Origin of the sequence: Spirulina subsalsa CS-330 (genome assembly GCF_028330765.1) — a bacterium.
Lineage (GTDB): Bacteria > Cyanobacteriota > Cyanobacteriia > Cyanobacteriales > Spirulinaceae > Spirulina > Spirulina subsalsa_A.
In genome coordinates, this window is record NZ_JAQMTY010000246.1 from 1 (window position 1) to 8,394 (window position 8,394).

Genomic DNA, 8,394 nt, shown 5'->3' on the forward strand with positions numbered 1-8,394 from the left:
TTACAGACTTTTTTTCAAGAATCATTAACTCGTTAATTCCCACGAAGTTATGCAGGGTCTGGCTTTTCGATGCCTGGTGCTCGAAAAATGAGTTCTTGGCTCACACTCTCCACAAAATCCGTACTACATTCTCGCCTCAACATCGCCCCCGCCGCCTTTGGGTTATAGTTCGGGGCATGGGCGGATGAGATCCGCCCATGCGAAGTTTACGCATCTGGTGATAACGACTCCGATTGAACGGGATCAGTGTGGGGTGGATGCCAACCTCCTTGTTGCCAAAACCAACGTGCCTGACGGATAGAATCTTCCCCTGAATAACGCTCATCATTCAAATCAAGTTTTATAACAGTGGCACGGCCAATCGGAGTTTGTCCAACGATTCTGAGCGTATCGACTGTCCAAATAAAGTGAGCTTGCCAACGTTGTTGACGAGGATTAAAGAGGGGAACCTCGGTGTTACTGTCTGGATCAATGCCCAGAATGGCATTAGAGCGTCTTTGATTACATCGACTGCAAGCCAAGGCCAGATTCTCCAATTCATCTGAGCCACCCAAGGAAACAGGCTGAAGATGGTCAATATGAAACCGATCAGCACTTAAATATTCGGGGGAGTGGCAATATTCACAGCGGAACTGGGCGCGGTGACGGGTGAGTTGTCGGGATTGAGGGGACACCATTGGGCAGCAGCAGCAAGTTGGGCATTGATCCGGGTGAAGATGCGATCGAGGTCACAGATTCCTGCATATTCCGCCGCCTCGTCAGGATTCAGGGGCGCTTGCTTGTGTTTCTCAAGGAGTTCATGGCGACGCTCGTGCAGTGCTTCCGAGAATTTAAAGAGTTGAACATCTCCAAATTGTTCTAAGACAATCCCTGCATTGAGAAAGTTGGAGGGGCGCACCATTCGTTGAGCTTGCATGGTGTTTAAACGGATGAATGATTATGTTCTGATTATACTGTTGAGGAAAAGTAGAGCATCCAGGGCATTCAATCGCCACCGATAAACCCCACACCGCCCGATGATTCCCATGGCGCGATCGCTTAACTTTGCATAAAGAAATCCCGACAGATCTGCCGGGATTGGTGGATTGGCTTAAGCAACGCCGGATAAGCCGGATAGTTTCGAGGCTTTGAGCATGTGATAGGTGATCAATAATTGGGTGAGGGCGAGGGGGTAACTTTGGAGGATTTCGCCCGTGGTGCCGACGAGATTCCCGATCGCATCGTTGCCCGTCAAGCTGCAAAACTGGCCCAAGTAAGGCACTTCAGTACAGAGGAGTCGTTCGAGTTCTTGAACCTGTTGGGCGGTGGCGTGACCGTCAATTTCGAGCACATCAACGGGTTTGCCCATGTCCCGATCCAGTTCGAGGCGGATGGCGTTGCCGAGGTGATTCCCTTGGGCGTGGAGAATGTCGCTAAAGTCCGGGTGGGGAATGGTGGGGCGCAGGACAAGGCGAACATTGAGCAGGAGGTCATCGGCGCTCGACTCGTCGGCAGGGGGATAGAAGGAAACCACCACATCCGCCCATTGGCGTTGGGGGCGAATGTAGGCTTCGGAGTCGGGTTCGCGTTTGCGCAGTTGTTCGATGACGGCTTCTTCGGTGTAGCCTCGTTTGCGGGTGTCGCGTTTAACTTTCCAGGTGGCGCGGAGGGTTTCAGGCGGGGCGAGGTAGACTTTGACATCATAGCTGTCTCGCATGGCACGACTGGAATAGCCGAGGAGACCTTCGACGATCACGAATTTGCGGGGAACGATATATTCCGGGGGGTCAAACATCCCGGTGTCGTGGTTGTAGATCGGTTTGAGGATCGGTTGCCCGGTGCGGAGGAGGCTGAGGTGTTGTTGGATGATGTCGAGATAGTTGCAGTCTGGAGCGAGGGCAGAAATTCCGATTTCGGCACGTTGGATGCGATCGTAACGGTGGTAGTCATCGGTGCAGATGACGGTGACATTTTCTTCGCCTAGAATCTGGGCAATCCCACGGGTGAGGGTGGTTTTTCCGGCGGCACTGTCCCCAACAATGCCCAAAATGATCGGACGTTCGCTCATAGCTCGTTCTACTCTCTAGATTGAATAAATATCCGTTCACTGTATCAAGTTGTGCAACGGTTGTTCGGTGAATATGAGCAGAATTGAGGGCGATGATCGGATTCAACGGGATGCGGGTGTGGCCGGGCGTAGGGGCCAAAGGCGTTCAAGATCGAGTTGAGTGGCGATCGCAGCTAACTGGCCGACATCATGGCGATCGCGCTCACTCAGATGGGGCAGCACACCGAGGATCGGCACTTGGGTGAGGGATTCAATTAAGGGAATCGGAGTCCATTGGGCCACCTGTTCCGGGGTGACGGGTTGGGTGCAACTGAGGACAATGCCCCGGATCGGGAGATGGTGTGATCGCGCTAGGGCAACGTTGGCCACAGACTGCGCGATCGCCCCCAGTTTCACCGGCACGACTAGCACCGTTTCCCAGCGCCACATCGCCGCCACATCCGCCACCGTCAGTTCATTGGTGACCGGTGAACCCAAGCCGCCGACCCCTTCCACGAGGACGAACCCATGGGCCTGGCGTAACTGTTGATAGGCTTGCCAGACGATGGCGAGATCCACGGTGCGACCTTCAGCGGCGGCGGCCAAGGGGGGCGCGATCGGGGCGGCGAACTGCAACGGCACAAGGGTATCAGGGTCTTGGGGCAGGGTGAACAGTTGGCGATAAAGTTCCCCATCCCCTAGGCCCGACTGCACCAACTTCAGCAAGCCCAAGCTCTGGGGGTCGCGGTACTGTTGCCAATAGGCCACAAGGGCGGTAGTGAGGACGGTTTTGCCCACATCGGTATCGGTTCCGGTGATGATCAAACTCATAATTCAGTACAAAGATTGTCGAGGGCGGTTTTCAGTTCGTCAATGTTGGTGGTGGCGGTTCCGAATTGACGCACGACGATACTCGCGGCGAGATTGCCCAACACCGCCGCTTCCCATTCCGTCGCCCCTAAACAAAGGGCGAGGGTGAGGGCGGCGACGACGGTATCGCCTGCGCCGGTCACGTCGAAAACATCGGTGCGATTGAAGGCGGGGATATGGTGGAGGGTTTGATGGCGATCGCACAGGGTCATCCCCTCATCCCCCCGCGTGATCAGCATCGTTTGGGACTGAGTGAGGCGGCGTAGATCCTGGGTGGCACGTTCCACGCTGGCGGTGTCGGGGAGGGGATACCCGGCAGCGGCTTCAGCTTCTGGGAGGTTGGGGGTGAAGATCGTCGCACCTTGGTAGCGGGGGAGGTCTTTTTGGGCATCGATAATGGTGCGATCGTGCTGGAGGGCCGCTTCAATTACCGGAGCCGAGAATACCCCCTCGCCATAGTCGGAACAAACCACCGCATCCACATCCTGCTGCTGGTCTCGGATCAGCGCTGCTAACTGAAGCTGTACTTCTAAACTGGGGGGATGATCGGATTTACGATCCACCCGCACCACCTGCTGTGTAACCGATTGCCGCGCATGGCCCGCGATCCGGGTTTTCGTCACCGTTGGCCGACTCGAATCAACCACCATCCCGGCCGTCTCAATCCCCGCAGCGGCGAAAATATCCCGCAACGCTTCCCCTTGCACATCTTTCCCGATGATGCCCACAGCTTTCACCTTGGCCCCCAGTTTGGCCAAGTTATAGATCGCATTGGCCCCGCCCCCTGGGATTTGGCGGGTAAACTCGTGGCGCAAAATCAGCACCGGAGCTTCGCGGGAAATGCGCTCCACTTGCCCGGTGAGAAATTCATCTAAGGTTAAATCCCCCACCACCAGCACTGTGGGTTCTACAAAGCGATCGAGCAACCGATGGAGGCGGGGTTGTGCTGCCCGCAGGTGATCTAAAAACGAGGCCGGGGTAGTCATAGGGGCGTTATTCTACAGGATCAGCATCGGGGGATGCGTCTGGCTCACGGTTTGCGTCGGGTTCCGGATCGGGGTTGGCTGCTGAATTGGGGCGAGCCGCTGGATCAGGACGGGGTTCAGGGTTGACATCTGCGTCTGGGGATGGACTCGGACTGGGTTCAGGTTGAGCGGGAACGGCTAAACCGGGGCATTGGTTGCGATCGTAGGTGAAGGGAACGGTGATTTTAAACGGGGTAGGGCGGTTGACGCTGGGGAAGCCGAGGCTTGTGACTTGCGATCGCGCCTGATCATTAAAAATCTGATGGCCCGCGCTGCGAATCAACTCCACATTCGTGACCGTCCCATCGGGCTGCACCTCCACGCCATAAATGCTCGTCCCCGACAGTCGCCGCAAACAGGCATCCTCTGGATACTGACCTGGAATCTCCAAGGCGCGGGGTCGGGCAGTCACCGAGGCCAGCCACTGGGCGTTATTTTCTTCAGCCTCGGCATCGGTGGTATCAATGGGATTGCTCCGGAGATTGTCGCGGCGGGCTTGAATATCCCGCAGCACCGGATTTTCGGGGGTACTGGGTTGAGCGGCAATTTCGCTCGGATTAGTCTCAGTCCCTGGCTCGGCTGGGGGCGTGGCCACGCCACTGCCTTCGGCGGTTTTTTCGGGGCGCGATCGGTTGGGTTGATTAAAGATCGCCGCAATGCCCAATTGTCGAGGCTGCGGCAGTTGATCTCCCGGATTTTCATATTCCCTCAACCGAAAATCCTCGCCCGCATTGGCAATATCAAAGGGAGATTGGGGCGGGTTGGGACGAGCGGTATTGTTGGGGTCGGGGGTGGGGCTGAGGCGCGAAGGGGGGCGAACAATGGTTTTACTGGGGCGTTCCGGTAAGGGGCGGGGGCGATCGCCGCCCCCCGAATTATTGGGGATGGGTTGGATCGGGTATTGATAGGGAATGGCGGCCGTCGATCTCGGATTCTGGGGGGACTGTTGCGGCCCCGGAAGCGGTCGGGACGATGGATTGCTCCGGATTGGGGAGTTGGGGAGTTGGTTGAGGTCAGGGATGGGATATTGGGGCGATCGCACCGCAAGATCGGGTAACCCCGCATTGGCCGAGGTGGGCATCGTCACGGCCAGGGGCAGGCGGCTGAAATCCTGGGCGGAAAGTTCCACCATGCCCACCTGATTGCGCGGTGCTCCGCCCTCGCCACTGAGGAGGGGCCCATCGGCAAAAAACGGCAGGGAGGGCAACGCCACACCGAGCATGGCGTGCATTCCCACCGAGGCATAGGCCGCGATCGCCGTGGGTTGACGGATGCTACTGGCAAGAATTGCCCAAATTGACGGAAGGGTCATAGCGAATGATCAGGAGCGACAGGTCGATTATGAATGATCAATACTGAGAAGTAGCTCAATTGTAGCGTGGGGCGATCGCGCAAATCGTCATAAATCTGCTGATCCGGCATCGTTGCCCGTTCTACGACCCAACTGCGATCCAAGAGTTCCCACTGCCGCAACACCTGCCACACCTGCCCATACACCGACCCCACCTTCAACAGCACCACCACATCGGCCCACTGCAACACCTTTTCCAACTCCGCCACCCGATACAATGCCGGCAGCACCACATATCGCTGCCCCTGACAGGTGAGGGGAATCCCCAGGGTGGCAGCAGCGGCGTAGGGCGACGACACCCCCGGCACGGTTTCGATCACCAGTTCTGGATGGTGTTCCCGCAGGGTTTGGGCGAGGTAGGTGAAGGTGCTGTAAAAACTCACATCCCCTTCGCAGGCAAAGGCCACATCTTGACCTTGGGCTAGGTAGTCCCACACCTGATCGGCGGCCTGCTGCCAAGCGTTCATGAGGGTGTCTTCGTCGCGGGTGTAGGGAAAATTGAGGGGGAGCAGGTGTTGTTGGCGGGTAAACCAGGGGGTAATAATTTGTTCAGCGATACCGGGCTTTTGGTGGAGACCGGCCGGAAAGGCAATCACATCAGCCTGACGCAGCAGCCGCAACCCTTTGAGCGTAATTAGCTCAGGGTCGCCAGTACCGACACTGATACCGTAGAGATGACCGAGGGAGGCGACAGGGGACAAGGGCGTGGGAGGAATGGGGACTGCAATAATTTCAGGCTTCATCTTAACCGATCAGGATAGAGCCAATGGCCGCGATCGCCAAGACTAACCAAGATTTTTCAGATCAGGAATCAGTTAGGCTTGACCCAGAAACAGATGGCTGAACGGCTCGTTATGAATCAGCGGACTTAATGTTTAAGAATTTGGCTGTACTCGCTCGTCCGTTGGGGCTTAACCGAGAAAACTTTTCAGACGACCTGTTTTAAAATAAAAACGATCATCTTGGTCAGGTAATCACGTTAGAACCTCAAAAATAGAGGCGCAAATTGATGAATAATGTCTTTGTTCAGGCTGTTGGTGTCGGAGCCGTCACCTATTTGCTGTTTAAGGGATTGGATTGGATCATCATCTCCATCCTAGCAATCCTCGAAACCTTGTCACGCTGGTATCGATATTACGGTAGCCCTTGGGCAGAAGAGGCGGCTGTCGGTGCGTTCTTTCTCTGGCTAATCATCGCTGGCATTCTGTCTAGTCGCCGCTCATGAGCAAACCCAAGCCTACGGGACAAAAACCCGTTACCCTCGAAACTATCGTTTTGGGAGTCGTGATTGGAAACATGGTCTCCGGACTGCTGTTTTTCCTGTTAGCAACGACACTCACATCCAACGGAGGATTATCAATATTCCTCCTGATTATTGCCTTTGCTGCGTTTGCCTGGTGGGCCGTAAAGCGCATCATTGACCAAACCTGATCGTTAATCAAGTGAGGCGCGACGCAATCGATCAGCCTGAGCCGCCTAACTTAACTGGACTAAAAAAGCTCCGGCGATGGCCGCGATCGCCAACAGTCTGGCCAGGGTTTTGGCTCCACAGGGTAAAACTAGGGAAAGGATGGATCGCAGATTGAGGAGCGGGACGATGGTACAGGGATGGGTAGGAATCTTACGGGGGTTAGGGTTGGGGCTAATCGGTGGCGGGGCGATCGCGCTGTCCCTCGTCTCTGAAACGGTCGGCCAACGCCTCAACGACCCGGATTTTTTTGAACAGGGGCGCGATCGCCTCGAAACGGAAATCGATCGCCTCAACCAACCCGAACCGGAATCGGTACTGCGATCGCGCCCAGACTCGATCTGGTTGGTGGTCACCTCTGCCCCCGGTCAGTTTCGCATCGCTGTGCCGTCCCCCGTTACCCCCCAAGACCCGATCACCCTCGCTCTCCCCAGCGGAACCCTCACGGCCCAAGGTGCGATCGCCACCCACGACCAGACGGAATATGTAGTCGCCTTTGCTGACTATGCCACCCCCACCGCCACCCCCGCCCAACGCCTCACGGAACTCCGCGACTACATGGTGCAGGATACCGACTGGGCGATCGCCCAAGATCAATCCATGCCCCTCGGCGCGTTTCCCGGTCGGCAATTCGTCCTCTTCAGCCCCCAACAGATGATCACCTATCGCTTTTATCTCGTCGGGACGCGCCTCTATATCCTCGGTGTCCTCCACGCCCCGGAGCGCGATCGCACCACGGAAACCGAGCGATTTTTCGCCTCGTTTACTGTTGATTTCTCTCCATGAGATTTTCAAAGCCCTGAAAATAGACAAAGAAAAGGAACTCGGAAACCTTATTTGCCTTAGGTTTATTCTTGAGTTTCACTACAAATAGTTCGAGATGAATCAGATGATTTTACATTTATACTGTACCCTTTACCTGTGAGTATATTTTGACTAAGTAAGTTGGAAATTGTTGATTCTACACGTTCAGTTGCAACACTGATCAGCCAAGGTTCACAAGCTGCTTGTTTGACCTTTTGGATACCGTTTTTTTGAGCCTCAGGGATTAATTCAATTGGATTTGGGCCGACCACGAAACCCTTTTCATAACTGTAGACTTTAGAATGCTCAACATCAAGCTTACTATCTAATATTTTTAGAGGTGGTAAAATTACGTCAATCAACTTTTCGACTTCATCAACATTGATACTCTGTTCTCCAAACTCACTGAGATTAATACCAACTCGAACTGTTCCATGTGCTATGTACAAGAGCTTGCTTGTTGATGCCATTACTCGCTCTTGTACTGGAACAATGGTTTCCATTTCAAAAACAGCCGTTGTTAATTCACTAACATCACGAACAGCTTTAACAACAATAGATCTTGGATTTATTTTTGCGTCTGAGTGAAGAGGATTATTGGTATACAAAACAAATGAAAGAAAAGCAATTGTCAATAATACAGTGTAGATAATGAGAGGTAGGTTTCTTTTAACATAATCCCATATTTTTTTGAATATTTCGATTGCATTACAGCCTTTACTTATAATACAAGGTACACTACAATTGGAGAATCAATGTTATAGATGAGCATAGCATAATCTCATGAGTCGTTACTCTCTAGATTTTCGCAAAAAAATTGTCGAAACCTATGAACAAGGAGGCACATCAA

Annotated in this window: 10 protein-coding genes; 2 read left to right on the plus strand and 8 right to left on the minus strand. The window is 54.2% G+C overall.

The window, feature by feature from the left end; translation table 11 throughout:
- Nucleotides 1-206: 206 nt before the first annotated feature.
- The 7 genes from PN477_RS17085 to PN477_RS17115 form a co-directional block, all read right to left on the minus strand.
- The gene (locus PN477_RS17085; RefSeq protein ID WP_272117941.1) at nt 207-677 is read right to left on the minus strand and encodes an HNH endonuclease; all 471 of its coding nucleotides are present in this window, start codon (nt 675-677) and stop codon (nt 207-209) included.
- Entirely contained in the window at nt 596-916 is a 321-nt protein-coding gene (locus tag PN477_RS17090; RefSeq protein WP_272117943.1) for a hypothetical protein, read from the minus strand. The genes PN477_RS17085 and PN477_RS17090 overlap by 82 nt, the downstream gene beginning before the upstream one ends.
- A gap of 174 nt (nt 917-1,090) precedes the next feature.
- Entirely contained in the window at nt 1,091-2,047 is a 957-nt protein-coding gene (locus PN477_RS17095; protein WP_272117945.1) for a phosphoribulokinase, read from the minus strand.
- Between the two features lie 102 nt (nt 2,048-2,149).
- The gene (bioD, locus tag PN477_RS17100) at nt 2,150-2,860 is read right to left on the minus strand and encodes a dethiobiotin synthase (protein WP_417158844.1); all 711 of its coding nucleotides are present in this window, start codon (nt 2,858-2,860) and stop codon (nt 2,150-2,152) included.
- Nucleotides 2,854-3,882: a bifunctional heptose 7-phosphate kinase/heptose 1-phosphate adenyltransferase gene (locus PN477_RS17105; RefSeq protein ID WP_272117949.1), complete on the minus strand. Its 1,029-nt coding sequence runs from the start codon at nt 3,880-3,882 to the stop codon at nt 2,854-2,856. The genes bioD and PN477_RS17105 overlap by 7 nt, the downstream gene beginning before the upstream one ends.
- A 7-nt stretch (nt 3,883-3,889) precedes the next feature.
- A complete protein-coding gene (locus tag PN477_RS17110; protein ID WP_272117951.1) occupies nt 3,890-5,233 on the minus strand; it encodes an energy transducer TonB in 1,344 nt (447 codons plus the stop codon).
- Nucleotides 5,230-5,973, minus strand: a complete 744-nt coding sequence (locus PN477_RS17115; RefSeq protein WP_272147494.1) for a precorrin-2 C(20)-methyltransferase — start codon at nt 5,971-5,973, stop codon at nt 5,230-5,232. Before PN477_RS17115 ends, PN477_RS17110 begins: the two co-directional genes overlap by 4 nt.
- A gap of 308 nt (nt 5,974-6,281) precedes the next feature.
- Between PN477_RS17115 and PN477_RS17120 the strand changes: the two genes are divergently transcribed.
- A complete protein-coding gene (locus PN477_RS17120) occupies nt 6,282-6,497 on the plus strand; it encodes a hypothetical protein (protein ID WP_272117955.1) in 216 nt (71 codons plus the stop codon).
- Between the two features lie 372 nt (nt 6,498-6,869).
- A complete protein-coding gene (locus PN477_RS17125; protein ID WP_272117956.1) occupies nt 6,870-7,526 on the plus strand; it encodes a hypothetical protein in 657 nt (218 codons plus the stop codon).
- A gap of 62 nt (nt 7,527-7,588) precedes the next feature.
- Here the strand turns inward: PN477_RS17125 and PN477_RS17130 are convergent, their stop codons facing one another.
- Nucleotides 7,589-8,179 (minus strand): DUF4230 domain-containing protein, encoded by a 591-nt coding sequence (locus PN477_RS17130; RefSeq protein ID WP_272117958.1) that lies wholly within the window; start codon nt 8,177-8,179, stop codon nt 7,589-7,591.
- Nucleotides 8,180-8,394 lie beyond the last annotated feature (215 nt).

Bases quoted from the DNA above. Each gene is read 5' to 3' on its own strand.
- PN477_RS17085 (WP_272117941.1), bottom strand. From the start codon at position 677: ATGGTGTCCCCTCAATCCCGACAACTCACCCGTCACCGCGCCCAGTTC.
- PN477_RS17090 (WP_272117943.1), bottom strand. From the start codon at position 916: ATGCAAGCTCAACGAATGGTGCGCCCCTCCAACTTTCTCAATGCAGGG.
- PN477_RS17095 (WP_272117945.1), bottom strand. From the start codon at position 2,047: ATGAGCGAACGTCCGATCATTTTGGGCATTGTTGGGGACAGTGCCGCC.
- PN477_RS17105 (WP_272117949.1), bottom strand. From the start codon at position 3,882: ATGACTACCCCGGCCTCGTTTTTAGATCACCTGCGGGCAGCACAACCC.
- PN477_RS17110 (WP_272117951.1), bottom strand. From the start codon at position 5,233: ATGACCCTTCCGTCAATTTGGGCAATTCTTGCCAGTAGCATCCGTCAA.
- PN477_RS17120 (WP_272117955.1), top strand. From the start codon at position 6,282: ATGAATAATGTCTTTGTTCAGGCTGTTGGTGTCGGAGCCGTCACCTAT.
- PN477_RS17125 (WP_272117956.1), top strand. From the start codon at position 6,870: ATGGTACAGGGATGGGTAGGAATCTTACGGGGGTTAGGGTTGGGGCTA.